We start from the raw sequence: 25086 nt of genomic DNA, 5'->3' as shown, positions 1-25086 counted from the left end.
TGCTATGCCCGATAGCGAGAGCACAACAGCGCTCACCGACCTAGCGCTCGACGTACGCGACCTGCGGGTGCGCTACGGCAGCAACGAGGTGCTCAAGGGCGTGACCTTCTCCGCCCGTCGCGGCGAGGTCGTCGCCCTGCTCGGCCCCAACGGCGCCGGCAAGACCACGACCATCGAGGTCCTCGAAGGATTCCGGATGCCGACCTCAGGCGACGTCTCGGTGTTGGGCTCCGACCCGGCACGGGGCGACGAGCGGTGGCGTGCGCGGGTCGGCGTGGTGCTCCAGTCATGGCGGGACCACAGCCGCTGGCGGGTGCGCGACCTGCTCGACTACCACGCGCGGTTCTACGCGCCGTACGCCACCGCTGAGGTTCCTCGCCCGTGGGACGTCGACGAGCTCCTCGCCGTCGTCGGCCTCACCGCCCACGCAGACCAGAGGGTGATGCGACTCTCCGGCGGCCAGCGCCGCCGGGTCGACGTCGCGATCGGCATCGTCGGCCGTCCTGAGCTGGTGTTCCTCGACGAGCCGACGGCCGGCTTCGACCCGCACGCGCGACGAGAGTTCCACGAACTCGTGCACCGGCTCTCCGACTTCGAGAACACGACCGTGCTGCTGACCACCCACGACCTGGCCGAGGCGGAGAAGCTCGCCGACCGGATCCTCGTGCTCGACCGCGGCACGATCATCGCCGACGGCAGTCCCGACAAGCTGGCCCTCGACCTCGCGACCAAGGCGGAGGTCCGCTGGACCGCCGGAGGCGAGCGGCACGTGCACGCGGTCGAGGACCGCGACCCGACCGAGTTCGTACGCCGCCTGCTCGCGACCGACCCCGACGTGACTGAGCTCGAGGTGAAACGGGCCAACCTCGAGGACACCTACCTGGCGCTCGTCCAGCGGGTCGAGAGCGGCCAGGCCGAGGAGCACGAGAAACTGGAGGCGCTGTCATGATCACCACCGGGACGAAAGGTACGCGCGGCGTCGCCGTACGCGCCGGGCTGCACCGCGGGTGGCTGGAGACCAAGTATTCGCTGACCGACGTCGGCGACATCTTCTGGATGCTCCTGTTCCCGGTCGGCTTCACGGTGACGCTGCTGTTCATGCGCGGCAACACCGTGCCCGGCACCGACCTCGCACTGGGTGCGATGGTGCTGCCGAGCCTGATCGGGATGTCGATCGCCTTCGGCGGCCTCGCGGGCCCGGCGATGCAGATCGCCACCGACCGTGAGGACGGCACGCTGCTGCGGGCCAAAGCGACGCCCGACGGGATGCTCGGCTACCTGATCGGCAAGATCTGGTTCTTCGGGCTGACCACGCTGGCCAGCCTGGTGCTGCTCGCGATTCCCGCGCTGACGGTGATCGGCGACCTCCGGATCGACGGCCGCACGGCGCTGCTGCTCCCAGTCATCTTCGTCGTCGGCATGGTCGCGACCGTTCCGATCGGGTCGGCGCTCGGCTCGATCTTCAAGTCGAGCGCCCAATCGATGCTGATCATGCTGGCCTCGATGCTGTTGATCGCGATCTCCGGCATCTTCTACCCGATCACCGCGATGCCCACCTGGCTGCAGTGGGTCGGGCAGATCTTCCCCTTCTACTGGCTCGGGCTCGGCACGCGGTCCGCGATGATGCCTGCGGGGGCGGAGGCCGCGGAGATCGGAGACTCCTGGCGCACGGTCGAGATGTTCGGCGTCCTCGGCGTCTGGGCCGTGGTCGGCCTCGTGCTGGCACCGATCGTGCTCCGCCGGATGGCTCGCCGCCAGACCGGCTCCGCGATCGCTGCCGCGCGCGACAAGGTCATGACCAGGGGCTACTGACCTGTGGCCAACGAATCGGACACCGTCTACAACCGGATCGCGATGCTACGCGCCGAGCGCGGCATCTCCCGTCGGGAGCTCGCCGACGCCCTCGGCGTCCACTACCAGACCGTGGGCTACCTGGAGCGGGGCGAATACAGCCCCTCGTTGCATCTTGCTCTGCGGATCGCCGCCTACTTCGACGTCGCCGTCGACGTCGTCTTCGCCATCGAGCCGTTCAAGCGTCTCGGCGACTGATCCCATTCCTTCCGGAGCAGCCGAAGACCGGACGTCCGCCGACGCTGAGCCTCGGCGATGCGGGGCGACCGGATAGGTTGATGGGCGCCGATCCCCGACGACGAGGAGACCCCCATGCAGTGCCCCATCGACGGTGCCACCCTGGTGATGAGCGAGCGCCAAGGCATCGAGATCGACTACTGCCCGCAGTGCCGTGGTGTGTGGCTGGACCGCGGCGAGATCGACAAGATCATCGAGCGGTCCGTCGGCGCCCCGCAGCCCGGCGGCTACCAGCAGCAGCCCCGCCAGGAGCAGCGCGACGAGCGACGCTATGAGAAGCGGGACTACGAGAAGAAAGAGTACGAGCGGCGCGACTACGACGACGACCGGCGCCACGACAAGCGCCACAGCCACCACCGCGAGTCCTGGCTGGGTGACCTCTTCGGCTGATCCTGCTGGAGGCCACGAACGCGCCTGCACGTCGGATCGGGGGTTCCGCGAGCTCAGCGAGTTCAGCGGGCACCCAGCCTAGGAACCGCTAGACGTCGTTGTCGCGCCGGTTCTCGGGCGGCGCCTCGCTCGGTCCGGACCCCTGCGTGTCCGGGTCGCCGGACTCGGAGTCGGGATAGCCCGCCGTCGAGTCCGCGGGCGCGATCGGCGTGCCGGCCTCGTCCTCGTCGAGATTCTCGGCCTCGGAGACCTGACCGGTCTCCTCGGTGTACTCGGGGTCGTCGGGCCCCTCTGCTGGTAGCGGTTGCTGGCTCATGTCCGGTGCGGTACCCCGTTACCGGGAGAACCACTCCCGCCGGAGCAGCCCGAACACCCACGAGTCCGAGACGTCGCCGTTCACCACGCAGTCCTCGCGCAGCGTCCCCTCCAGCGTGAACCCGAGCTTCTCCAGCACGCGGGCGGAGGCGGCGTTGCGGGTGTCGGCCTCCGCCTGGACCCGGTTCAGGTCGAGGGTGTCGAACGCCCACCCCAGCACTGCGCCCACGGCTTCGGTCGCGAAGCCCTGGCCCCACCCGGCCCGGGCGAGGCAGTAGCCCAGCGACGCGCTGCGGAACTCGGGGTTCCAGGAGTTCAGGGTGCACCAGCCGACGAAGGTGGAGTCGCTCTCGATGACCAGCCGCGCTCCGCTCCCCTCCTCCGCCATCTCACGGCTCCTAGCGATGAACTGCTCGGCACGCGCGCGCTCCGTCCACGGCGGCGAGTCCCAGTAGCGCAAGACGTACGCGTCGCTCTGGAGGGCGAACAGCGGCTCGGCATCGGTGTCGGCGAACGGCCGCAGCCGCAACCGCTCGGTCTTCAGCGTCGGGGTGGGCAGCGGCACCCGGCCATCCTGTCAGCGGCCGGGTGCCCCTAGGAAACGGGTTTCTGCCACCTCCCGCGGCGTCACCCGATGATGCGATCGGCCCGGGCCGACTCCTCCTGGGCCGCCTCGACCGCCTTGGCCGCCTCGCTCTCCGCCTGCTCGATGGCGTCGCGGGGCGAAGGAACCGGCGGCGTACGTCCTGCCTCGTGGCCGTTGTCCGAGACCTTCGCCGACCGCATAGAGGAGGCGTTGTCGGCGAAGGCGCCGGTGACCGTACGCATCGCCTCGGTGAGCTCGCCGGGGATGACCCAGAACGAGTTGCCGTGCGAGGCGAGCGACGGCAGCATCTCGAGGTACTTGTAGGCCAAGACCTTGGCGTCGGCGTCGTTCGCGTGGACCGCCTGGAAGACCCGCTCGAGCGCCGTGGCCTCACCGTCGGCCTCGAGCACCCGAGCCTGCTGGTTGCCCTCCGCCTCCAGGATGGACTTCTGCCGGGTGCCCTCGGCCTCGAGGATCAGCGAGGCCCGCTTGCCCTCCGCGTGCAGGATGGCGGCGCGCTTGTCACGCTCGGCGCGCATCTGCTTCTCCATCGCCTCCTTGATCGAGGCCGGCGGGTCGATCGCCTTGATCTCGACCCGGTTGACCCGGATCCCCCACTTCCCGGTGGCGTCGTCGAGCACCTCACGCAGCCGCGCGTTGATCGTCTCGCGCGAGGTCAGGGTGCTCTCCAGGTCCATCGAGCCGATCAGGTTTCGCAGCGTGGTGACGGTGAGCTGGTCGATCGCCTGCAGGTAGTTGGCGACCTCGTAGGCGGCCGACCGCGGGTCGGTGATCTGGTAGTAGAGCACCGTGTCGATGTTGACCACCAGGTTGTCCTCGGTGATCACCGGCCGGGGGTTGGAGGAGTAGACGGTCTCGCGCACGTCCAGCTTGGTGTTGACCCGGTCCACCAGCGGGATCACGAAGTTGAGCCCCGGCTGCAGGGTGATCCGGTAGCGCCCGAAGCGCTCGATGTTGTAGCGCCTGGCCTGCGGCACGATCCGCACCGTCGAGGCGACCGCCCCCACCACCAGCGCGACCATGACCAGAACGATCAGCAGAAGTTCCATCTCGTACGCCCTCCTCTAGGGGGACAGCGACAGCGGGTCGCGCGGGTGCACGAGCGCAGTCGCGCCTTCGATCTCGAGCACGTCGACCCGGCATCCGACCGGGATGACCAGGTCCTCGTCATAGGGCCGGGCGGTCCATTCCTCGCCCGCGAGCCGGACCAGCCCGTGCGCGTAGCTCACCTCCGCGAGGACGACCGCTTGCCGGCCGACCAGGGCGTCGGTGCCGTCACGCGAGGGCGGCGGCACGGCCAGGTGCCGTCGCGCCACCGGCCGCACCAGCAGCACGCTGCCACCGCCCGCGAGGACGAAGACGAGCAGCTGCACCAGCACCGGCGCGCCGAGGGCCGCGCTGCCCGCGGCAAGCAGCGCCCCGCCGGCGACGAACGCGAACGCCAGCGTCATCGTGAACGCCTCGGCCACTCCGAGCAGCACCGCGACGAGGATCCAGAAGATCGACCACATAAGCCCACCAAGACTCGGTTTCTCCCCAGCGTACTCCCGCTGTGGTGGTCATCACACGGGATCAGTGGGAGTTGTTTTTCCCGTTCATCAGCGGCAGTCCCGCCCACAGCGAGACGAACAGGACCAGCACGGCGATGGCGGCGACGACCCCGGCTCCGAAGGAGAGGACGACGTCGAAGACGAGCAGCACGACCAGCGCCGAGGTGATTGCGAAGCCGGCCAGTCCGGCCCGTGCACAGCCGTGCGAGGCCTTGACCAGCCACGGCCGCTGGCGGCGCCGGAACAGGATCCGGTGGAAGGAGACCGGAGCGATGATGAGGGACGTGGTGATGACCGAGCCGACCAGCACCACGAGGTAGATCGTCTGCTGATGATCGGCCAGATCCGTGAAGCGGGGCGAGAACGGGACCGTCAGCAGGAAACCGGTGAGGATCTGCACACCCGTCTGCAGCACCCGCAGCTCCTGGAGGAGCTCGTTCCAGTTACGGGTGATCCGTTCCTCCGGCCGCTCGTCCGGACCGCCGCCCTCGATCTTTTCGTCGTGAAAGCTGCTCGCGGCCATCAGAACACCGGCCGTCCCCCAGTCACCCCGAGAACGGTGCCGGAGACGTAGGACGCCTCGGCCGGTGATGCCAGGAAGACGAACGCCGGCGCGACCTCGGCCGGCTGGCCGGCGCGCCCCAGCGGCGTGTTGGCCCCGAACTTCTCCACCTTCTCCGGCGCCTGCGTCGCCGGCTGCAGCGGGGTCCAGATCGGCCCAGGCGCCACCGCGTTCACCCGGACACCGTCCGGGCCGAGCTCGGCGGCGAGGTTGACGGTGAAGTTGTTGATGGCCGCCTTGGTGGCCGCGTAGTCGAGCAGGCTGGTCGAGGGCTCGTACGCCTGGATGGAGGCGTTGTTGATGACGCAGCCGTTGCTCTTCTGCAGGTGCGGGACGGCTGCCCGGGTCAGCCAGAGCAGGGCGTACAGGTTGGTCTTGAACGTCCGGTCGATCCGCTCGTCATCCATGTCCATCAGCCCCTTGTCGCGGGCGAACTGGTAGCCGGCGTTGTTGACCAGGATGTCGAGGCCGCCGAGCTCCTGCACGGTGCGTTCGACGACCTCGTCGCACGCCTCACGCTCGCGCAGGTCGATCGGGATGGCCAGCGGCGTACGTCCGGCCTCCTCGACCAGCTTCGAGGTCTCCTGCGCGTCCGGCTCCTCCTCCGGGAGGTAGGTGAAGGCCACGTCGGCCCCCTCACGGGCGTACGCGATGGCGACCGCGCGGCCGATGCCGGAGTCGGCACCGGTGATGAGCGCGACCTTGCCATCGAGGCGGCCGTGGCCCTGGTAGCTGGACTCGCCGTGGTCGGGCAGCGGGTCCATCTCGCCGGTGAGCCCGGGAGGCTCCTGCTGCTGCGCTGGGAACTGGGTGTTGTCATCGCTCATGAAGAGCCCGGTACCCACATCGGACACAATGGAGCCGTGAGCGGGACTGAATCGGTGATCGTCGACGGTGGACTGGCGCTACGGCATCGAGCGGACGGCCACCTGGAGCTGCGGGCCAACGGGATCTTCGTGATGGACACCCGGGAGACATCGACCGAGAAGGCGCTGGCGACGCGTGCCCTCGAGCTGCACCCGGAGCCGAGGCACGTGCTCATCGGCGGCCTCGGGCTCGGCTTCACCCTCGAGGCCGTGCTGACCGACCCGCGGGTCGAGGCGGTCACGGTCGTCGAGATCGAGCCGCGCCTGGTCGAGTGGATGCGGACCGGCCGGATCCCCCACGGCCCCGACCTGCTGAAGGACGAGCGCGTCCACATCGAGGTCGCCGACGTGGCCGTGATCCTGCGGGAGAGCCGGGCCGAGGCGTACGACGTCGTGCTGCTGGACGTCGACAACGGCCCCGGCTACCTGGTCCACGACGCCAACGGAGCGCTCTACGAGGCGCCGGCGTTGGCGGATGCCCGGCGGGCGACGGCCCCGGGTGGCACCGTGGTGGTGTGGTCGGCCGCGAAGGCTCCGGCGCTGCTGGAGGTGATGGCGCAGGTCTTCGACGAGGCCGAGGCGCTCTCCTACCCGGTCGACCTGCAGGGGCACTCCGAGACCTACTGGCTCTATGTGGGCCGGCTCTCTGCCGGCGGGGTCTCGCGAGGGAATGGCACCAACTAGTCAAAGGTTGAATCAGACATGGACGACATGAGCTTTCGCATCGAGCACGACTCCATGGGAGAGGTCCGGGTCCCGAAGGATGCGCTGTGGCGCGCCCAGACCCAGCGGGCCGTGGAGAACTTCCCCATCTCGGGCACGCCCATCGAGCCCGCGCTGATCCATGCGATCGGTCATGTGAAGGCGGCCGCCGCCAAGGCCAACTTCGATCTCGGCGTCCTGCCCGGCGACAAGGCCGAGGCGATCATCGCCGCCGCCGGCGAGGTCTCCGAGGGCCGGCACGACGACGCGTTCCCGATCGACGTCTTCCAGACCGGGTCCGGCACGTCCTCCAACATGAACGCCAACGAGGTGATCGCCTCCCTGACGGCTCGGGCCGGCAGGGACGTACATCCCAACGACCACGTCAACGCCTCCCAGTCCTCCAATGACACCTTCCCGACCGCGATCCACGTCGCGGCCGCCGTCGCCGTCACCGAGCAACTGCTGCCCGCGATCGACGTGCTGGCCGGCTCGCTCGAGGCGAAGGCCGAGGAGTTCTCCGGGCTGGTGAAGTCAGGGCGTACGCACCTGATGGACGCCACGCCGGTCACCCTGGGCCAGGAGTTCGGAGGGTACGCAGCCACCGTCCGCTACGCGGCCGAGCGGCTCGAGTCGGTGCTCCCGCGGGTGCGCGAGCTGGCGCTGGGCGGCACCGCGGTCGGGACCGGCATCAACACACCCGCCGGGTTCCCGCAGGCCGTGATCGCCGACCTCTCCAACCGCACCGGCCAGCCGTTCACCGAGGCCCGCAACCACTTCGAGGCCCAGGGCACCCGTGACTCGCTGGTCGAGCTCTCCGGCGTACTGAAGACGATCGCGGTCGGCCTGATCAAGATCAACAACGACCTGCGCTGGATGTCGTCGGGCCCCACCACCGGCCTGGCCGAGATCCACCTGCCCGACCTCCAGCCGGGCTCCTCGATCATGCCCGGCAAGGTCAACCCGGTCGTGCCGGAGGCCACCTTGATGGTCGCCTTCCAGGTGATCGGTAACGACGCCGCGGTGACCGCCGCCGGCGCCTCGGGCGCCTTCGAGCTCAACGTCGCGATGCCGGTGATGGCCCGCAACGTCCTGGAGTCGATCCGTCTGCTCGCCACCTCGATGACCGTCCTGGCCGAGCGCACCGTCGACGGGATCGTCCCCGTCCCCGAGCGCCTCCGTGCCTACGCCGAGTCCTCCCCCTCGATCGTCACCCCGCTCAACAAGTACATCGGCTACGAGGCCGCCGCCAAGGTCGCCAAGCAGGCCCTCGCCGAGGGCGCCACGATCCGGGAGACCGTCATCGAGCTCGGCTATGTCGCCGACGGCGCGCTCACCGAGGCCCAGCTGGACGAGGCCCTGGACGTCGAGTCGATGACCCACCCCTGAAAGCGCCGAGTCGGCTCGAACTGACCAAAAACCACGCCGAGTCGGCGCGTTCTAACGCGCCGACTCGGCAGTTGCTCAGTACCAGCCGACGGACTGGGAGTGGCTCCAGGCGCCGCAGGGGGAGCCGTAGCGGTCGTTGATGTAGCCGAGGCCCCACTCGATCTGGGTGGCCGGGTTCGTCTCCCAGTCGTCGCCTGCGCTGGCCATCTTGGAGCCCGGCAGGGCCTGCGGGATGCCGTAGGCGCTGGAGGAGGGGTTGGCTGCGGTGTGGTTCCAGCCGGACTCCTTCTCCCAGAGCGGCTCCAGGCAGGAGAACTGGTCCATCCCCCAGCCGAAGTCGCCGAGCATAGACTTGGCGATGTCCTTGGGGTTGCGCAGATCGATCTCGATCTCTTCGACGCCGGCGATGGCCCGTACGTCGTTGCTGGCCGACAATGCGGCCTGCTTGCCGGGGTCGGCGACTTCACGGCGGTCACCGGCCGAACGCGACAGGGAGGTCTCGCCGCCGCGGGCGGCGGACTCGGCCTCGATCGCGGCGCGCTGGGCGTCGCTCAGCTCGGGGATGTCGGCGGCTGCCGACTCGCCCGCGCTGAGCGTCGGGTCGTCGGTGGCGGGGCCGGTGTAGGCCACCCCGCCTGCAACTGCGGCGCCGGTCCCGCCTAGGGCGAGGACGGAGAGGAGGAGGGTTGTCTTGGCGGTCGTACGCGCAGCCTTGTGCGGAACGTCGACAAGCGGATTCGCTGGCGCACCGCGATGTCGCGGGGCACGATGAACTGGCTTGGTCACGGGCTCTCATTCGGGGGCTGAGGCATTGCAGACCCGCAAACAATGCATGAGCGCCAACCCCGTATCAAACCGGACGCACCGTTTGTAGGTCAGAAATGACCGTCCTGAGCATCACTTCCGTAACATGAGTCACAGAAATCACAACGGCCCCAGACCTTACAGGTCTGGGGCCGTTGACGTGACAATGATTACGGAACGACGTTCTCCAGCATCTCGGTGACGAGCGCGGCGATCGGCGAGCGCTCGGAGCGGGTCAGGGTCACGTGGGAGAAGAGCGGGTGGCCCTTCAGCTTCTCGATCACCGCAACCACCCCGTCGTGGCGTCCGACCCGGAGGTTGTCGCGCTGGGCGACGTCGTGGGTGAGCACGACCTTCGAGTTGGCGCCGATGCGGGAGAGCACCGTCAGGAGCACGTTGCGCTCCAGCGACTGCGCCTCGTCGACGATCACGAACGAGTCGTGGAGCGAGCGGCCGCGGATGTGGGTCAGCGGCAACACCTCCAGCATGCCCCGGTCGATGATCTCGTCGATCACGTCCTGCGTGGTCACCGCGGAGAGGGTGTCGAAGACCGCCTGGCCCCACGGCGACATCTTCTCGCCCTCGGTGCCGGGCAGGTAGCCGAGCTCCTGGCCGCCGACGGCGAAGAGCGGGCGGAAGATGAGCACCTTCTTGTGCTGGTTGCGCTCCATGACCGCCTCCAGGCCGGCGCACAGCGCCAGCGCGGACTTCCCGGTGCCGGCCCGGCCACCGAGGGAGACGATGCCGACCTCGGGGTCGAGCAGCATCTCGAGCGCGATCCGCTGCTCCGCGGAGCGGCCGTGGATCCCGAAGACCTCCCGGTCGCCGCGGACGAGGTGCACCTGCTTGTCCGGGCCGACCCGGCCGAGCGCGGTGCCGCGGTCCGACATCAGCACCAGACCGGTGTGGCAGGGCAGGTCGCGGGCCGTGTCGAGGTCGAGGACGCCGTCGTCGTAGAGCTCGTCGAGGTCCGCAGCGGCGACGTCCAGCTCGGCCATTCCGGAGTAGCCCGGGTCGGAGTCGTTGATCCGCTCACCGCGGTAGTCCTCGGCCTTCAGCCCGACCGCGGACGCCTTGATCCGCATCGGCAGGTCCTTGGAGACCAGGGTGACGTCGAGCCCGTCGCCCTTCAGGTTGCGCGCGACCGCGAGGATCCGAGTGTCGTTGTCCCCGAGCCGGAATCCGCTCGGCAGCGAGGACGGGTCGGTGTGGTTGAGCTCGACGCGGATGGTGCCGCCCGTCTCTCCGACCGGGACCGCGGTGTCCAGGCGGCCGTGGGTGATCCGCAGCTCGTCGAGCTGCCGGAGTGCGGAGCGGGCGAAGTAGCCCAGCTCCGGATGGTGCCGCTTTCCCTCCAGCTCGGTGATCACCACCACCGGGAGCACGACCTCGTGCTCGGCGAAGCGCGTCATTGCCTTCGGGTCCGAGAGCAGGACGCTGGTGTCGAGAACGAACGTACGCACTGAAGGCGACTCGCTCTCCGAGGGGGAAGACTCCGACGCCGGTGTCGGAGCGGCCGACGTATCGGCCTCGGTGACATGCTCGTTCGTGGTTCGGTTGGCCACGCGGATCACCTCTCGCGACCGGCTCATACACCCATGAGTCCGGTCATTTCATCACTAATCAGATGGACCGGACGGTGGACCGTCAGTCGGGGTGCCGACCGCCTCACACCCGTCGGGATCGATGAGATCCTGACGCAGGTTCGGTTCGTGACTACTCACGTAACGGGCCTCCAGGTGCGACGGGAATTTGTTCCCCGTCGTTGGTACAACGCTACGACGCCGGACCAACGGTCTGTGGCAACACGAACGATTTTTCTTTGTGAACACCTGGTGACACCACCGAAATGTTCCGTCCAGTGGTCAGGACGGCGGTCACCTTCCGAGGCGACGCTCGCGGTGGGCGTAGGCCCGTAGCGCACGCAGGAAGTCGGTGCGCCGGAAGTCGGGCCAGTAGGCCTCGCAGAAGTAGAACTCCGACTTCGCGCTCTGCCACAGCAGGAACCCGCCCAGGCGCTGCTCCCCCGACGTACGGATCACCAGGTCGGGGTCGGGCTGGCCCTTGGTGTAGAGGTGGTCGGCGATGTGCTCGACGTCGATGATCTGGGCGAGCTCCTCCAGCGAGGTGCCGCGGGTGGCGTGCTCGTTGAGCAGGGCGCGTACGGCATCCGCGATCTCGCGACGGCCGCCGTAGCCGACGGCGACGTTGACCAGCATCCCGTCGACGTCCCGGGTCGCCTCCTCGGCGGCCTTGAGGCGCTGGGACAGCCAGTCGGGCAGGAGGTCGAGCGCGCCGACCGGGTGCAGGCGCCAGCGGCGTACGTCTGCCAGCGAGTCGACCGCGTCGGCGATGATCTCGAGGAGCGGCGCCAGCTCGTCGGCAGGGCGGTTGAGGTTGTCGGTGGAGAGCAGCCACAGAGTGACCACCTCGATGCCGATCTCGTCGCACCAGGTGAGCAGCGGCTCGATGTTGGCCGCGCCGGCGCGGTGGCCGTGGGCGGTCGACTGGCCGACCTCCTTGGCCCAGCGACGGTTGCCGTCGAGCATCACCCCGACGTGCTTGGGCAGCTTGGACGTGTCGAGCTTGCGGAGCATCCGCGCCTCGTAGGCTGGGTACAGAACCCGACGTACGCCTTCCTTCCAGTCTGCCACGTGCAGAAGGGTATCGGCGCCGCGCCCACATCTCCCAGCGGGACGGGGTTCACCTGATCTTCAGGGTGGACCGATAGCCTTGGCCCTTATGAGTGAGATGACGGACGCGATGCGCCTCAAGGTCGGCACGATCACCGACTCGGTCTCCTCGACCGTTCACGAGGCCCTCCCGAAGCTGCGCGGCTGGATCCACCTGGCCAGCGCCCCGCTCACCCTGGCGGCCGGGATCGTGCTGATCGTGCTCGCCCCCGCGGGCGCGCCACGGATCGGCGCGGCGGTGTTCACGATGGCCGCGCTGCTGCTCTTCACCGTCTCCGCGATCTATCACCGCAGCAACGCGATGGGGAAGCTGAGCCCGCGCTCCCACACCATCCTGAAGCGCTGGGACCACGCCAACATCATGCTGATGATCGCGGGCTCCTACACCCCGTTCTCGCTGCTGCTCCTCGACGGCGTCACCCAGGTCGTGCTGCTCTCGGTGGTCTGGACCGGGGCCATCCTGGGCGTCTTCTTCCGGGTCTTCTGGCCCGAGGCGCCGCGCTGGCTGTACGTCCCGAACTACATCGCGCTCGGCTGGGCGGCGATCTTCTTCATCCCGTCCTTCTTCTCCGGCGCCGTCGCCCTGGGCGTCGGGATCGGGATCGCCACCTTCACGATGATCTGTGTCGGCGGCGCGCTCTACACCGCCGGCGGTGTCATCTACGGCTTCAAGCGGCCCAACCCGTGGCCGCAGTGGTTCGGCTTCCACGAGGTCTTCCACACCTTCACCATCCTCGCGTTCATCGTGCACTACACCGGCGTCTCGCTGGCGACGTACTCGCTGCGCTGAGCCTGATCCTGGGCGCGCGCCGCGGCGGCGTGCCGGGCGAGCACCGCGGTGAGGATGCCAGTGACGGCGAAGAGCCCGCCCAGCACCATCCAGCCGCCGGTGCCGTGGTCGATCGCGGTCGCCGTCACCACCAGCGGCGCGAGCATGTGGGCCAGTGCGTAGCCCATCTGGCTCACACCCTGGTAGGCGCCGGCCCGCTGCTGGTCGGCGAGCTCGAAGGCCAGCCCCCAGCTGCCCGCCTCGCCACGCGTCTCGGCGGCCGAGGCCGCCAGCGCGGCGATCAGCAACAGGCACGTGGCGAACACCGGGCCCGCATAGGCCGCCCCCGCGAAGAGGAGGCAGGCGGCGAGCAGCAGGAACCCGGCACCTCGTACGGCCCGGCCCGCCGTGGCGATGTCGTGGGTGCCGCGCGAGGCCCGGACCTGGAAGAGCGCGACGTAGACGGTGTTCACCACCAGGAGCAGCGAGACCAGGACCGTCGGCGCATCGGTGTGGTCGGCCACCCACAGCGGCACGCCGATCGAGGTGACCCCGAAGTGGATCGCCATCACGCCGCTGAGCACGGTCGCGGTCACATAGGTGCGGTCGCGCAGCGGTGAAGGCCCTGGGGTCACCGTTGGTCCGGAGCCGGCGTCCATGCACTCGGACAGGCCGGCGACCCGGCGTCTGAGCCCGATGAGCGGCACCGCCGCGAGCGTGGTGAGCACCCCGACGACCACCATCGTGGTGCGATAGGCAGCCCCGGTGTCGACCACCAGTGCCAGTGCGGCGAGCAGGGTGCCCGCGCCGATCATCACGTTCATGACCACGCGCAGCCGGGCACGTACTGCGACCCGCTCGGGGCCGGTGAACCAGCGCGCGACCAGCGTCGACTGGGCGCTCGACTGGAAGCCTCGCGAGGCCGAGACCCACGTCGCGACCAGCACGAAGGCGACCACGTCGCGGGCCAGGGCGTAGGCGAGCAGGGCGATGCCGTAGCTCGCCATCGCCCACAGCTGCACCCGGTCGGCGCCCCACCTGTCGCTGAGCCGCCCGCCTGCGTACGTCGCCACGACGCCGACCGCTCCGGCGACGGTCAGGCCGATGCCGACGGTCACCGCCGAGAGGCCGACCGTGCGGGTGAAGTAGAGCGCGCTGACGGCGAAGAACATGCCGCGGGCGAGCGAGAGGGCGGCGACCGCGCCGACGAGCGGGCGCTCGACCGGGTCGCTGGGAAGGCGGATCATGGGCCCAGTTGTCGCACCCCGCGCCTGCGCGCGCTAACGATGTAGCGTATTGCTTCATGATCAGGTACGAGCTGGCCGGTCCCGACCTGAGCGAGGTCCGGTTCGCCATCTCGCCGCTCAACGAGCTCACGCTCTCGCTGCGGGCGCTGCGCGACCCCGGCCGGTTCCCGCTCCATCTCCCCTGGCTCCGCACGGTCGCCACCGCGGACCTGGACCGCGAGACCCTGCTGGCGCTGACCAACGAGCGACTCTGGACACCCGACTTCCTCAACCCGCGCCCGCGCAACCCGCTCGCTCGGCTCGAGGACGAGCTCGAGGTGATCGCGGCGACCTCGCCGCAGCGCGTACGTGCCGACCTCGACGCGGTCCACTTCGACGGCGGACCACCGGAGATCCTGAGCGGACGCCCGCAGGTGGTACTGCGCCGCGTCCTCACCGCGCTGCGCGACTACTGGGACGCCTGCTTCGAACCGCACTGGCAGCGGATGCGAGCGGTGCTGGAGGCCGACATCGTCCATCGCGGACGGACGATCGTCCACTCCGGCATGGCGTCGATGTTCGCCGGCATCTCGCCGCGAGTCACCCTCGCCGACGACCTCCTCACGATCCGGCTCACCACGTCGAAGGTCGACTACCGGCGTACGACCGCCGGTGACGGGCTCACCCTGGTGCCCACTCTGTTCAGCCGCAACCCGTCGACGCCGATCTCGCCCGAGGAGCCGCCGGTCATGTTCTACCCGGCGCGCGGCCTCGGCACCCTCTGGACCAGCGACCGGCCGCAGGCGCCGCGGGCGCTGCGCGACCTCATCGGCGAGACCCGCTCCGGCCTCCTCACCCTGCTGGCGGCTCCGGCGTCCTCGACCGAGCTGGCCGTACGTCTCGGGGTGACCCCCACGGCCGTCAACCAGCACCTGCGGGCGATGCGCGCCGCCGGGCTGCTGACCTCGGCCCGCCACGGCCGATCGGTCCTCTACCTCCGCTCCGACCTGGGCGATCGCTTCATCGACGCCGCGAGGTGACCGTCTGGGCCCAAGACAAGGAAGGGGCGCGCGGCCATCCCGGCCACGCGCCCCTTCTCGTCTACGAGAGCCTCACATGTGCAGCGGCTCGACGACCTTGTCGTCGCCGCCCTTGCCGACCCGCGAGTTGCGGTAGCCGTAGAGGAAGTAGATGGCGAAGCCGATCGCCATCCACACCAGGAACCGCAGCCAGGTCTCGACACTCAGGTTGAGCGTCAGGTAGATGCAGATCAACGCGGCCACGATCGGCAGCACCGGGCTGAACGGCACCTTGAAGGAGCGCGGCAGGTCGGGGCGACGCTTGCGCAGGATCGGCACGGCGATGGAGACCAGCGCGAACGCGGTCAGGGTGCCGATGTTGACCATCTCCTCGAGCTGGCCGACCGGGGTGAACGTGGCCACGATCGCGACGAAGACGCCGATGGTGAGGGTGATCCGGACCGGAGTGCCGGTCTTCGGGTTGACGTGGGCGAACTTCACCGGGAACAGACCGTCGCGGCTCATCGCGAAGACGACCCGGATGGCGCCGATCATCAGCGTCATCACGACGGTGGTCAGACCGGCGACGGCGCCTGCCGAGATCAGGGTCGCGAAACCGCCGCGGCCGACGTCGCGGAACGCGGTGGCGAGCGCGGCCTCGGAATCGATCTGGTCGTACTTCACCATGCCGGTGATGACCAGGGCGACGGCGACGTAGAGGATCGTGCAGATCACCAGCGAGCCGATGATGCCGCGGGGCAGGTCGCGCTGGGGGTTGTTGGCCTCCTCCGCGGTCGTGGCGACCACGTCGAAGCCGATGTAGGCGAAGAAGACAACGGATGCGGCCGAGATGATGCCGAGGACGCCGAAGGTCTGCGGCTCGAGGCCGAAGGCCCACTGGATCAGCGGCTGGTGGATGCCCTCACCGCTGATGGATCCGGCGCGCTCGGGGATGAACGGGTCGTAGTTGGAGCCGGAGATGTAGAACATGCCGGCGACGATGACGAACAGGACGATGAAGAGCTTGACCGCGACGAGTGCGAGGTTGACCCGCAGCGACTCCTTGATGCCGATCGTGATGAGGCCGACCAGGACGATCACGAGCAGCAGCGCGGCCAGGTTGGGCTGACCGAAGTCGGCGTTGGCGTCCGGCCCGAACTCCTTGGGCCAGCCGAGGCCGATCTCCTCGAGGAACGTCACCAGGTAGCTGCTCCAGCCCTGCGCGACCACGGACGCACCGAGCACCATCTCCAGGATCAGGTCCCAGCCGATGATCCAGGCGAGCATCTCGCCGAGGGTGGCGTAGGAGAAGGTGTACGCCGACCCCGACACCGGCACGGTCGAGGCGAACTCGGCGTAGCACAGCGCCGCCAGGCCACAGCAGATCGCGGCGATGATGAACGAGAAGACGACACCCGGTCCCGCGTACTCGGCCGCGGCTCTACCGGTCAGCGTGAAGATTCCCGCTCCGATGATGACGCCGATCCCGAAGACGGTCAGGTCGACGGAGGTGAGCCGCCGTTTGAGCTTGAAATCCGGGTGGTCGGCATCGGCGAGGGACTGCTCGATGGACTTTGTTCGCCAAACAGACATGAGGGATAGCAAACCATCTCGATCGGTGGACTCGATAGGTCGGGGGGCAACCCCTATCGGTCACACCTGAAGCTGCTCGCCACCGAGGCGGGACCACCGACGTACGCCGGCCAGGCCGGCCATTCGCACAGCGGCCGCGTGCGGGCGGCCCCTGCATTTCCGTCGGCGACCACCTGGTTCGCGCCCGGCGCGACACCGCGCTCGGCCCACTTCTCCAGGGCCGTGAGCGAGTCGTACGAGGCGGAGTAGGCGACCGGGGCGAAGTTGGCGTGGTTGGCTCCGGGCACCAGGTAGAACCGGGAGGAACCGTCGGTCGCCCGCTTGCCCATCACCCGCTGGACGCGCTGGTAGTAGTCGATCGTGGAGCGGTGGCTGACCAGCTCGTCGGCGGCACCGTGGACCATGATCAGCCTGCCACCGGAGCGGGCGAATGGGCGCAGGTCAGCGTCGTTGACGTCCTGGAGCGCGGTCAGCTCGCTGATCCGGCGCTGCCACTCCCCCGGGTCGGCCGGGTCGATCGCGAAGGGGCTGATCTGCGGGTCGCGAGCGACGAAGTACTTGACCCACTGGTTCCAGAACTGCATGCCGTAGCCGGCGGTCACCGGCATCGGGTCGGCCGGCGCGGTGGTGCCGAAGCCGAGGACCGGCGTCGACATCCGTGCCCCGGACAGCACCGGGAACCCCGGGTAACCCCACTCCCCGCTCGCGACCCGGTAGGGAAGCCGCCAGCTGCTGTCGGCTGCGACGATCGCATCCACCTGCTCGCGGGAGAGGCAGGTGGCGCCGGGCGTCTCGCCGTCGCCGCACAGCAGCGTCTCCGGGTCGAAGTCGCAGCCGGCCTCGTCGGAGATCACTCCGTCCTCGATCCCATCGCCGCCGTCGCAGGCGGCGAGGACCCGCTGCGCGACGAGGTCCTGCTGGGCCTTCGACGGGAACGCGCCGGGCTTGCCGAACTCGTGGGTGATCCGGCCGAAGAAGAGGTCGAGGGTGGCGGCGTTCCAGGCGGGGTAGGCGGAGATGACCCCGTCGAAGTCGCGCGGCCAGCGCTGCGCGACCGCCAGCGCCTCCCGGCCACCGGTCGAGCCGCCGGCGAAGTAGGCCGTGCCGGGCGCGCGCCCGAGGGCCTTCGTGATCACGTACGTGGCGGTGTCGTGCACCTTCTTGAGCGCGTCACCGGAGAAGTTGCGCACCGCCTCGTCGTTCTGACCGAACCATCCGTCCAGGCTGGCGATCGGGTGGCGCGTGGTGTCGGCCTGGTGGCCGGAGTCGCTGGCGTAGGTGGCGTAGCCGCGGCCGAGCGGGGTGCGCTGGTCGACCGGCCCGAAGGGCACGTTCTGGGCGAGGTTGGGGACGGTGCCGTTGTAGCCACCACCGCCGAACATCATCGTCCGCCCGTTCCACCCCTGCGGCAGTGCCAGGCCCATCCGGATGTCCGGGGCGGCGGGGTCGACCGGGTGGATCGCGATGTCGGCGCGGCAGTAGGCCGGGAGAGCGGTCGGACCGGTCCCGGAGGCCGGCATCGACGTCGTCGCGGTGACCTCGGCACCGGTGGTCGGCAGGCCGATGCGGTGGGCGGGGATCCTCAGCCCGACCAGCGACGAGCAGTCGGCGGTGCCCGTCGACGGCGCGGCGCTCGCGGGCACCTGGCCGACGACCAGGGCCGCGGCGGCGAGGGCGAGCGACGAGCCGGCGGTCAGGAATCTGCGTACGAGACGGGTGGGGGGCATTCCCCAAGGATCGCGAGACGGTGTGACGCGCGCCATGTGGTCGCCGCACACAACTCCGGCGCTGGAAATGTGGGCGGTCGCGAGCCGGGCGCTGGCGGGCCAGCATGGGGATGAGCCACACAGTGAGCGGGCTCAGTGTGTCCCGAACCCCTATGGCGTACGTCTCACCACTTCCCTAGCGTCGCCCCTGTGACGAGCACCACACCGACCCCGAGGTGCGCACTACGGACCGAGGGTCTCACCAAGGACTTCCGCGGCTTCCGCGCGGTCAGCTCCGTCGACCTGGAGGTCGCCGAGGGCACCGTACACGCGCTCGTCGGCCCCAACGGCGCCGGCAAGACGACCCTGTTCAACCTGCTGACCGGGTTCCTCAAGCCCACCAGTGGGCGGATCACGGTCTTCGGTGACGACGTCACCGGGATGGCACCGGAGCGGATCACCCGCCATGGGGTGGCCCGCTCCTTCCAGATCACCAGCCTCTTCGAGAACCTCACCCCGCGCGAGCACGTCGAGATCGCGCTCCAGGGGCTGACCAACCAGGGACTGAAGTTCTGGCGCTCGGAGAAGCTGCTGAGCCGGCGCGGCGAGGAGGTCGACCGGCTGCTGGCCGAGGTCGGCCTGACCGAGCTGGCCGACAAGCCCACCGGGCTGATGGCGTACGGACAGAAGCGGGCGCTCGAGCTCGCTCTCGTCCTCGCCGTCGAGCCCCGGCTGCTGCTGCTCGACGAGCCGACGGCGGGGATGGGCATCGAGGATGTCGACCGCACCATCGAGCTCGTCCGGCGCATCGCCGAGGGCCGCACGGTCGTCTTCGTCGACCACAACATGCACGTCGTCGCCCACCTCGCCGACCGGGTCACGGTTCTGCAGCAGGGCTCGGTTCTCGCTGAGGGGCCTTACGACGAGGTGCGCGCCGACCCCCGCGTCATCACCGCCTACCTCGGAGAGGCCCACAGTGCTTGAGATCGAGAACCTGAGCGCGTGGTACGGCGAGGCCCAGGCCCTGCGCGAGGCCACCCTGAGCGTCGCAGAGGGCGAGGTCGTCACCCTCGTGGGCCGCAACGGCGCCGGCAAGACCACGCTCGTACGCTGCCTGATGGGCCTCCACAAGCACCTGACCGGATCGATCCGGCTCGACGGCCGCGAGATCACCTCGCTGCCCGCGCACAAGCGGGCCCGCGCCGGGCTCGGCTGGGTGCAGGACGACCGCGGCATCTTCGCCAACCTGAGCGTCGAGGAGAACCTCCTGCTGCCTCCGAAGGTCTCCGAGTCCGCCTGGACGTTGGAGCAGGTCTACGACGCCTTCCCGGCTCTCGGCAGCCGCCGGCGAGCGGGCGGGACGACGCTCTCGGGCGGTGAGCAGCAGATGCTCGCCGTCGCCCGGGTGCTCCGCACCGGCGCCCGCCTGCTCCTGCTCGACGAGCCCTCCGAAGGGCTCGCCCCGGTCATCGTCGCCCAGATCGGCGACATCGTGCGGACCGCGAAGCAGTCCGGGATCGGCGTACTCCTGATCGAGCAGAACGTACGTTTCGCCGCCACCGTCGCCGACCGCCACTACCTGCTCGCCCAGGGCCGCCTGGTCGAGAGCCTCGACAACGCCGAGTTCGTCGAACGTCAGGACGAGCTCCTCGAACACCTCGGGATCTGACCCCAAGCAGATATCGCAGTCCCCCAACCCCACGAGGAGAGACACGATGAACAAGCAACGCTTTGTTGCCAGCGCGTCCGTGCTGATGTCCGGTGTCCTGGTCACCGCAGGCTGCGGAGCCGGCGGGCCGAGCGCGAGCGGAGGCGACTTCACCGACGACAAGGTGGTCCTCGCCCTGCTCAACGACGCCTCCGGTGTCTACAAGGACGTCTCCGGCCCCAACTCGAAGATCGCGATCCAGATGGCGATCGACGACTACCAGGAGAAGTACGGCGAGGAAGCCGTCGTCGAGGACATCGAGGTGACCTCGGCCGACCACCAGAACGAGCCGGACATCGCCAACACCAAGGCCCAGGAGCTCTACGACCGCGAGGGCGCCGACGTGATCCTGGACGTGCCGACCTCGTCGGCGGCGCTGGCCGTCGCGACCCAGGCGAAGAACAAGAAGAAGCTCTACATGAACATCGGCGCCGGGACCACCGAGCTCACCGGCGCGCAGTGCAACAAGTACACCTTCCACTACGCCTACGACACCTGGATGTTGGCCAACGGCACCGGCACCGTCGTGACCGAGGAGGGCGACAAGAACTGGCAGCTGATCTACCCCGACTACGCCTTCGGCCAGGACATGGTGAAGTCGTTCACCGGCGCCATCGAGGCCGGCGGAGGTGAGGTCGCGGGCACGATCGCGACGCCGTTCCCGAACGACAACTTCGCGACGTACATCACCAAGGCGGGAGCCGCGAAACCGCAGGTCATCGGCACCATGCACGCCGGTGGCGACCTGATCAACCTGGTCAAGCAGTACAACGAGTCCGGGCTCAAGGACCAGGGCATCGACCTGGCTGTCGGGCTGATGTTCATCTCCGACATCCACTCGCTCGGCGTGGAGGCGTTCGAGGGCACGATCTTCACCGACGCCTGGTACTGGAACCTCGACGACGAGTCCCGCGAGTGGGCCGACCGCTTCATGGAGGAGACCGGCGACCGGCCGACGTACGCCCACGCGGGCAACTACTCGGCAGCGCTGCAGTATCTCGAGGCGGTCCAGGCGGCCGGCACCGACGACGCCGACAAGGTCGTCGAGGAGCTCGAGGGCAAGAAGGTCGAGGACATGTTCCTGCGCAACGGCGAGATCCGCGCCGAGGACCACCGGGTCATCCACGACGTCTACCTGGCTCGGGTCAAGGGGCCGGACGACGTCAAGGAGGACTGGGACTACGAGGAGATCATCAAGACCATCCCGGCCGAGGAGGCGTTCCGCCCGGCAGCCGAGTCCGGCTGCTCGATGTAGGCCCGAGGTCTAGAGGGATAGGTATGAACGCGGTTCTGCAGTACACCGTCCAAGGGCTCGCGGCCGGCAGCTTCTACGCGCTGGCCGCGCTCGGCCTGGCGGTCATCTTCGGGGTGCTGGGCGTGGTCAACTTCGCCCACGGCGCCTTCTACATGCTGGGGGCGGTCGCCGCCGCGGTGCTCCTGGACACCGTCGGGATGAGCCTGTGGCTGGCGCTGATCGTGGTGCCGCTGCTGATGCTGGTCTTCGGGATGCTGGTCGAGCGGCTGCTCGTGCAGTGGCTGCTGCCGCTCGACCCGCTCTACAACCTGCTGCTCACCTTCGGGCTGACCCTGCTGCTGGTCGACCTCGTCAAGCGCCGCTACGGCGTGAGCGGCCTGCCCTACGAACGCCCCGAGGTGCTGTCCGGCCGGGTGCAGGTGGGTGGCGTCGGGCTGCCGGTCTACCAGCTCTTCGTGATCGGTGTCGCGCTGCTCGTCTGCCTCGGCGTCTGGCTGCTGATGACGCGTACGCGGGTGGGCATGATCGTCCGGGCCGCGACCGAGCGGCCCGAGCTCGCCGGCGCGCTCGGGATCAACGTCGGACGCTGGGTGACGCCGGTGTTCGGCTTCGGGGTCGCGCTCGCCGGTCTCGCCGGGGTGCTGGCGGCACCGTTCCGGGCGATCACCGCCGAGATGGGCAGCGACTTCATCATCATCCTGTTCGCGGTCGTGGTGATCGGCGGGCTCGGCTCGATCGTGGGCGCCGTCGTCGGCGGGTTCCTGGTCGGGCTCGTGGAGGCCTTCGGGCAGGCGTACGCACCGACGTTCGCGCAGGTGCTCATCTTCGTGCTGATGGCCGTGGTCGTCCTGGCCCGGCCTGCCGGGCTCTTCGGCCGAGAGGAGGCGACGGCATGACCTCGATCGCGACAGCCGGTGCGAGCGTCACCGAGCAGCATGCGGCGATCGCGGGCGCACGCCCGTGGCAGCGACTGGTCCTGCTGGCGGTGGGGCTGGTGGTAGCGCTGGCGCTGCCGTGGTTCGTCTATCCGCCGGTGGCGATGGACATCGCCGCGTGGGCGCTCTTCGCGGTGGCCCTCGACCTGCTGCTGGGCTACTGCGGGCTGCTCTCGTTCGGGCACGCCGCGTTCTGGGGCGGATCCGCCTATGCCACGGGACTGATCGCCATCCACCTCGGCGTGCCGTTCCCGGTGGCGGTCCTCGGCGGCGCCCTCTTCGCGATGCTCTTGGCGGTGCCGATCGGCTACCTGTCGGTGAAGCGGTCGGGGATCTACTTCGCGATGGTCACCCTCGCCTTCGCGCAGATGCTCTTCTTCATCGCCAACCAGGCCTCCTCGCTCACCGGTGGGGAGAACGGGCTCCAAGGCGTGCCGCGGTCGTTCTTCGGGATCGAGGCCGTCGAGACCGACTCGTTCTTCTTCTACTACGCGGCGCTGCCGATCATCCTGCTCGGGATGTGGGCGGCCTGGCGGATCGTCCACTCCCCCTTCGGGCGGGTGCTGGTCGCGATCCGCGACAACGCGCCGCGGGCTCGGGCGCTGGGCTACGACGTCGAGCGCTACAAGTTGATCGTCTTCGTGCTCTCGGCCGGGCTCTCCGGGCTGGCCGGCGGCGTCTTCGCCGTCTCGCACGGCTTCGTCGCCCTGCCCGAGCTGCACTGGGCGACCTCCGGCGAGGTCGTCCTGATGACCGTGCTCGGCGGGATCGGGACGCTGTGGGGCGGCGTCATCGGCGCCGGCCTGATCGTGATGCTCGCCGACTATCTCGCTTCGTCCGGGTTCGACGGGATCGGGATCGTCACCGGCGGCGTGTTCGTGACCGTGGTGCTGCTCTTCCGGCGTGGGATCTGGGGCACCGCCCGTCATCTCTGGCTGACCAGGCGGCGTTCCTAGGCCGTTCTAGGCGACGAGCTGATGGAGCCGGAGCGCCAGCTGCACCTCGAGCTGGCGCTCCGGCTCCTGCCAGCCCTTGCCCAGCAGCCGGGTGACCCGCTCCAGCCGCTGGGTGACGGTGTTGACGTGCACGTGCAGCGCGCCGGCGGTGCGGGTGAGGTTGCGGTCGGCGGCGAAGTAGGCCCGCAGGGTCTCGACCAGCTTCGACCCCTTCGCGGTGTCGTAGTCGATCACCGGCCCGAGCCGCGAGGTGACGTACGCCGCCGGGTGGCCGTCGGAGCCGAGCAGCAGCCCCACGAAGCCGAGGTCGTCGGCGGTGACCACCTGGCCCTCGCGCCCGAGGGTCATCGCGGCGGCCAGGCAGCGGCGGGCCTCGTCGTAGCCCCGCACCACGGCGTCGGGACTGCTCAGCGGTCCGGGCACCGGTCCGGCGGCGCCGACCGTCACCGGGGCGCCGGCGGACAGCCGCAGCCCCTCGACCACCAGTTCGCCCGCGGCGCGGGCGTCGCAGTCGGGAAAGATCAGCACGACCTGACCCTGCCGCACCGCCGCGAACCCGTCGTGGGTGGCAGCGACGAACGTCGCCGCCTGACCGACCCGGGCCCGGTCGCCGGGGACGTTCGCGACGACCACGGCATAGGAACGGGACAGGTCGGCCTGCAGCAATCGGCCGCGCTCGCGCAGCGTCTCCGGGTCAGGAGTGGTACCGGAGAGGAGCTCGTCGAGGAGCTCTCCGCGTACGCGTCCCTCGGCCTCGGCGACGCTACGGCGGAAGAGCAGCAGCAGTGCGGTCACCAGCGCCGCGCGCTCCAGGATCCGCTGGTCGCCGTCCTCCAGATCACCGTCCTCGCGGTCGGCCTCGCGTGGGCCGAGGAGCATCGAGCCGAGCTGCTCGGCGCCGGCGAGGACCGGGGTGGCATAGATGTCGCCGCTGCCGGCGGTGCGGCTCAGGTCGAGGCTGCGCCTGGTCACGGCCGCCTCGTAGTCGGAAACGGGCTGGTCGGGGGCGCTGGTGGCGATGGTCTCGCCGCTCAGGTCCAGCACCACGACCCGGGCGCCGAGGACCTCGGCGACGCTGCGTACGACATCGTCGACTCCGCCGCCCTCGACGACGATCCGGGTGAGCCGGTCGTGGGCGTCGGCGGCCCGCTCGACCGTCTCGTTGCGCGTCTGCAGCTTGCGGGTGGTCACCTCGAGCTCGGCGACCGCGGCGCGGGTCTCCTCCAGCAGCCGGGCCTTGTCCACCGCGATCGCGGCATGGGCCGCCAGGGAGACGAGCAGCGCGCTCGCCTCGGCCCCGAAAGGACGTACGGTCCTGTTGGCGGCGAAGAGGACGCCGATGACCTGGGTGCCGAGCAGGAGAGGTACGCCGATGATCGCGCGGATGCCCTCGCCGCTGACCGCGCCGTCGATGTCGGGGGCGTGCCGGAACCGCTCGTCGGGGATGTAGTCGGCGGTCGAGTAGGGCTTCATGGTCTGGGCGACGAGGCCACCGAGCCCGATGCCGTAGGGGATCCGGGTCGAGCGGAAGGCCGCGGTCAGGATCCCCTCGGTGACCCGCATGTACTCGCCACGACGCTCGTCGTTGAGGGTCAGGTAGGCGACGTCACTGTTCAGCAGCTGCCTCGCCCGGGTCACGATCGCCTGCAGCACCGCCTCCAGGTTGGTCAGCATCGCCAGGTCGTTGGCCGACTCGAACAGCGCCCCCAGCTCGCCCTCGCGCCGGCGACGCGCCTCCAGGGTCGCCCTGACCTGCAGCGCGAGCCTCTTGGCGTAGTCGATCCGCTCCTGCTCCTCGGGGCTCGCCCCAGCCGCCCGCGCGGCCTGCGACGGTCCCTCGAAGTCGGCCTCCGCGGCATCCCCGGCCAGCAGCTCCAGGAACGCGACCACATCGACCGTCATGTGACCGAAGTTACACTTCTACGCGCGCACCGACATAGGGGATCGCCACAT

Annotated in this window: 26 protein-coding genes; 13 read left to right on the top strand and 13 right to left on the bottom strand. The window is 69.5% G+C overall.

Annotated elements, in window-relative coordinates; translation table 11 throughout:
* Positions 1-4 precede the first annotated feature (4 nt).
* The 4 genes from ABTW65_RS17690 to ABTW65_RS17675 all read left to right on the top strand — a co-directional run bounded on the left by ABTW65_RS17690 (position 5) and on the right by ABTW65_RS17675 (position 2478).
* Positions 5-949, top strand: a complete 945-nt coding sequence (locus tag ABTW65_RS17690; RefSeq protein WP_350662357.1) for an ABC transporter ATP-binding protein — start codon at positions 5-7, stop codon at positions 947-949.
* Complete coding sequence (locus tag ABTW65_RS17685) at positions 946-1812, top strand: ABC transporter permease (protein ID WP_350662355.1); 867 nt, start codon at positions 946-948, stop codon at positions 1810-1812. Before ABTW65_RS17690 ends, ABTW65_RS17685 begins: the two co-directional genes overlap by 4 nt.
* Before the next feature lie 3 nt (positions 1813-1815).
* Entirely contained in the window at positions 1816-2049 is a 234-nt protein-coding gene (locus ABTW65_RS17680) for a helix-turn-helix transcriptional regulator (RefSeq protein WP_292648302.1), read from the top strand.
* A 114-nt stretch (positions 2050-2163) separates the two neighbouring features.
* Entirely contained in the window at positions 2164-2478 is a 315-nt protein-coding gene (locus ABTW65_RS17675; RefSeq protein WP_350662353.1) for a TFIIB-type zinc ribbon-containing protein, read from the top strand.
* 88 nt (positions 2479-2566) lie between these two features.
* On the opposite strand, the gene ABTW65_RS17670 is transcribed toward ABTW65_RS17675, so the two are convergent.
* The 6 genes from ABTW65_RS17670 to ABTW65_RS17645 all read right to left on the bottom strand — a co-directional run bounded on the left by ABTW65_RS17670 (position 2567) and on the right by ABTW65_RS17645 (position 6339).
* Complete coding sequence (locus tag ABTW65_RS17670; protein WP_350662351.1) at positions 2567-2794, bottom strand: hypothetical protein; 228 nt, start codon at positions 2792-2794, stop codon at positions 2567-2569.
* Between the two features lie 18 nt (positions 2795-2812).
* Positions 2813-3358, bottom strand: coding sequence for a GNAT family N-acetyltransferase (locus ABTW65_RS17665; RefSeq protein ID WP_350662349.1), 546 nt, complete (start codon positions 3356-3358; stop codon positions 2813-2815).
* Positions 3359-3420: 62 nt separating this feature from the next.
* A complete protein-coding gene (locus ABTW65_RS17660; protein ID WP_350662346.1) occupies positions 3421-4449 on the bottom strand; it encodes an SPFH domain-containing protein in 1029 nt (342 codons plus the stop codon).
* A 15-nt stretch (positions 4450-4464) separates the two neighbouring features.
* Positions 4465-4911, bottom strand: a complete 447-nt coding sequence (locus tag ABTW65_RS17655; RefSeq protein ID WP_350662345.1) for an NfeD family protein — start codon at positions 4909-4911, stop codon at positions 4465-4467.
* 61 nt (positions 4912-4972) lie between these two features.
* On the bottom strand, positions 4973-5473 hold the full coding sequence (locus ABTW65_RS17650) for a DUF6328 family protein (RefSeq protein ID WP_350662343.1): 501 nt from the start codon (positions 5471-5473) through the stop codon (positions 4973-4975).
* The gene (locus ABTW65_RS17645) at positions 5473-6339 is read right to left on the bottom strand and encodes a glucose 1-dehydrogenase (protein WP_350662341.1); all 867 of its coding nucleotides are present in this window, start codon (positions 6337-6339) and stop codon (positions 5473-5475) included. The genes ABTW65_RS17650 and ABTW65_RS17645 overlap by 1 nt, the downstream gene beginning before the upstream one ends.
* Before the next feature lie 36 nt (positions 6340-6375).
* On the opposite strand from ABTW65_RS17645, the gene ABTW65_RS17640 reads away from it, so the two are divergent.
* Together ABTW65_RS17640 and ABTW65_RS17635 are read left to right on the top strand one after the other, a co-directional pair.
* The gene (locus ABTW65_RS17640; RefSeq protein ID WP_350662339.1) at positions 6376-7062 is read left to right on the top strand and encodes a spermidine synthase; all 687 of its coding nucleotides are present in this window, start codon (positions 6376-6378) and stop codon (positions 7060-7062) included.
* Positions 7063-7080: 18 nt separating this feature from the next.
* Positions 7081-8469, top strand: a complete 1389-nt coding sequence (locus ABTW65_RS17635) for a class II fumarate hydratase (protein ID WP_350662337.1) — start codon at positions 7081-7083, stop codon at positions 8467-8469.
* A 75-nt stretch (positions 8470-8544) separates the two neighbouring features.
* Here the strand turns inward: ABTW65_RS17635 and ABTW65_RS17630 are convergent, their stop codons facing one another.
* The 3 genes from ABTW65_RS17630 to ABTW65_RS17620 all read right to left on the bottom strand — a co-directional run bounded on the left by ABTW65_RS17630 (position 8545) and on the right by ABTW65_RS17620 (position 11927).
* The gene (locus tag ABTW65_RS17630; RefSeq protein ID WP_350662335.1) at positions 8545-9255 is read right to left on the bottom strand and encodes an aggregation-promoting factor C-terminal-like domain-containing protein; all 711 of its coding nucleotides are present in this window, start codon (positions 9253-9255) and stop codon (positions 8545-8547) included.
* A gap of 188 nt (positions 9256-9443) precedes the next feature.
* On the bottom strand, positions 9444-10865 hold the full coding sequence (gene phoH2, locus ABTW65_RS17625; RefSeq protein WP_502890609.1) for an RNA 5'-3' helicase PhoH2: 1422 nt from the start codon (positions 10863-10865) through the stop codon (positions 9444-9446).
* Positions 10866-11150: 285 nt separating this feature from the next.
* Positions 11151-11927: an isoprenyl transferase gene (locus ABTW65_RS17620; RefSeq protein WP_141803327.1), complete on the bottom strand. Its 777-nt coding sequence runs from the start codon at positions 11925-11927 to the stop codon at positions 11151-11153.
* An 88-nt stretch (positions 11928-12015) separates the two neighbouring features.
* Between ABTW65_RS17620 and trhA the strand changes: the two genes are divergently transcribed.
* On the top strand, positions 12016-12756 hold the full coding sequence (gene trhA / locus ABTW65_RS17615; protein ID WP_350662331.1) for a PAQR family membrane homeostasis protein TrhA: 741 nt from the start codon (positions 12016-12018) through the stop codon (positions 12754-12756).
* On the opposite strand, the gene ABTW65_RS17610 is transcribed toward trhA, so the two are convergent.
* A complete protein-coding gene (locus ABTW65_RS17610; protein ID WP_350662329.1) occupies positions 12717-13982 on the bottom strand; it encodes an MFS transporter in 1266 nt (421 codons plus the stop codon). The genes trhA and ABTW65_RS17610 overlap by 40 nt on opposite strands.
* Positions 13983-14038: 56 nt before the next feature.
* Here ABTW65_RS17610 and ABTW65_RS17605 point away from each other — a divergent pair, with 56 nt between their 5' ends.
* The gene (locus ABTW65_RS17605) at positions 14039-15001 is read left to right on the top strand and encodes an ArsR/SmtB family transcription factor (RefSeq protein WP_350662327.1); all 963 of its coding nucleotides are present in this window, start codon (positions 14039-14041) and stop codon (positions 14999-15001) included.
* Positions 15002-15073: 72 nt separating this feature from the next.
* Here ABTW65_RS17605 and ABTW65_RS17600 read toward each other — a convergent pair whose 3' ends face one another.
* Positions 15074-16573, bottom strand: a complete 1500-nt coding sequence (locus tag ABTW65_RS17600; RefSeq protein ID WP_350662325.1) for an amino acid permease — start codon at positions 16571-16573, stop codon at positions 15074-15076.
* Between the two features lie 53 nt (positions 16574-16626).
* Positions 16627-18300: a tannase/feruloyl esterase family alpha/beta hydrolase gene (locus ABTW65_RS17595; RefSeq protein WP_350662323.1), complete on the bottom strand. Its 1674-nt coding sequence runs from the start codon at positions 18298-18300 to the stop codon at positions 16627-16629.
* Between the two features lie 189 nt (positions 18301-18489).
* Here ABTW65_RS17595 and ABTW65_RS17590 point away from each other — a divergent pair, with 189 nt between their 5' ends.
* Genes ABTW65_RS17590 through ABTW65_RS17570 form a run of 5 tightly spaced genes read left to right on the top strand, consistent with a single transcriptional unit; the run spans position 18490 to position 23133 of the window.
* Positions 18490-19263 carry an ABC transporter ATP-binding protein gene (locus tag ABTW65_RS17590; RefSeq protein ID WP_350662321.1) on the top strand — a complete coding sequence of 258 codons (774 nt, stop codon included), beginning with the start codon at positions 18490-18492 and terminating at the stop codon, positions 19261-19263.
* Positions 19256-19948: an ABC transporter ATP-binding protein gene (locus tag ABTW65_RS17585; protein WP_350662319.1), complete on the top strand. Its 693-nt coding sequence runs from the start codon at positions 19256-19258 to the stop codon at positions 19946-19948. Before ABTW65_RS17590 ends, ABTW65_RS17585 begins: the two co-directional genes overlap by 8 nt.
* A gap of 46 nt (positions 19949-19994) precedes the next feature.
* Positions 19995-21242, top strand: a complete 1248-nt coding sequence (locus tag ABTW65_RS17580) for an ABC transporter substrate-binding protein (protein ID WP_350662317.1) — start codon at positions 19995-19997, stop codon at positions 21240-21242.
* Between the two features lie 23 nt (positions 21243-21265).
* Positions 21266-22138, top strand: a complete 873-nt coding sequence (locus ABTW65_RS17575; protein WP_350662315.1) for a branched-chain amino acid ABC transporter permease — start codon at positions 21266-21268, stop codon at positions 22136-22138.
* Positions 22135-23133 (top strand): branched-chain amino acid ABC transporter permease, encoded by a 999-nt coding sequence (locus tag ABTW65_RS17570; protein ID WP_350662314.1) that lies wholly within the window; start codon positions 22135-22137, stop codon positions 23131-23133. Before ABTW65_RS17575 ends, ABTW65_RS17570 begins: the two co-directional genes overlap by 4 nt.
* Before the next feature lie 6 nt (positions 23134-23139).
* Here the strand turns inward: ABTW65_RS17570 and ABTW65_RS17565 are convergent, their stop codons facing one another.
* Entirely contained in the window at positions 23140-25035 is a 1896-nt protein-coding gene (locus tag ABTW65_RS17565) for a helix-turn-helix domain-containing protein (RefSeq protein WP_350662311.1), read from the bottom strand.
* Positions 25036-25086 lie beyond the last annotated feature (51 nt).

Source organism: Nocardioides sp. NPDC127503 (assembly GCF_040302165.1).
In the GTDB taxonomy this organism is placed as follows: domain Bacteria; phylum Actinomycetota; class Actinomycetes; order Propionibacteriales; family Nocardioidaceae; genus Nocardioides.
The sequence above is the reverse complement of the archived record's forward strand: the minus strand, read 5'-3'. Positions and strand labels throughout refer to the sequence as shown.